This window comes from Roseibacillus persicicus (assembly GCF_014651675.1).
Classification (GTDB): domain Bacteria; phylum Verrucomicrobiota; class Verrucomicrobiia; order Verrucomicrobiales; family Akkermansiaceae; genus Roseibacillus; species Roseibacillus persicicus.
Genome location: NZ_BMXI01000079.1, coordinates 1 through 667, shown reverse-complemented (window position 1 = coordinate 667; position 667 = coordinate 1). Strand labels below are relative to the sequence as shown.

The 667-nt window shown below is 50.2% G+C and carries 2 protein-coding genes; one reads left to right on the top strand and one right to left on the bottom strand.

All coding sequences use genetic code 11. The features are described 5' to 3' along the window. Positions 1–321: hypothetical protein (locus IE099_RS20955; RefSeq protein ID WP_229809643.1), on the bottom strand; the 321-nt coding region annotated here is incomplete at its 3' end. On the opposite strand from IE099_RS20955, the gene IE099_RS20950 reads away from it, so the two are divergent. Continuing rightward, positions 265–667: transposase (locus IE099_RS20950; RefSeq protein WP_229809642.1), on the top strand; the 403-nt coding region annotated here is incomplete at its 3' end. The two genes, IE099_RS20955 and IE099_RS20950, sit on opposite strands and share 57 nt — an antisense overlap.

Here is a 667-nt window from a genome sequence, read left to right as displayed (position 1 = left end):
CTCCCGGAACTCCCGGGCATCAGGCCCGGCCGGCAAAGTTCCGAACTCTTCAGGCAGTCCATTTACGAACTTCACCACCAGGGAGTCTGCGCCCGCACCATTGCTCACAAGCAAGCTATCGGAGAAGCAACCGTCGAGCGTATCTATCAGCAATTTACTTGCCGGAAAGCAGCCGAACGCATCGACCTGAAATGTCCCCAATACCTCGGCATCGACGAACACACTCTCCATAAAGGGCAACGTTTCTGCACCACTTTCTGTGACTTGAAAAATCATCGGATCTTTGATGTGCAACCAGGTCGCAGTGAAGCCGAACTTCATGATTTTCTTTGTAAACTCAAAGAAAAAGACCGAGTTCGAGTCGTCTGCATCGACCTCTCAAGTCCCTATCGACGGCTCATTCAGATGCATTTTCCCAATGCCCAAATCGTAGCCGACCGCTTCCATGTCGTGCGCATCCTCAACTACCATTTCCTTCAACTTGCTCGTCTCCTCGCCCCCACATTGAAAAGCAATCGCGGTTACCTCGCAGCCATGCGCAAAGCACCGGAACGACTCAGCTCAAAACAAAAACAAAGACTCGATGAACTCTTCGAGACTCATCCCGTCCTTCAACCCATTTATCAACAAATGCATCAACTCAGAGAAATCATGAACTCCAAACATC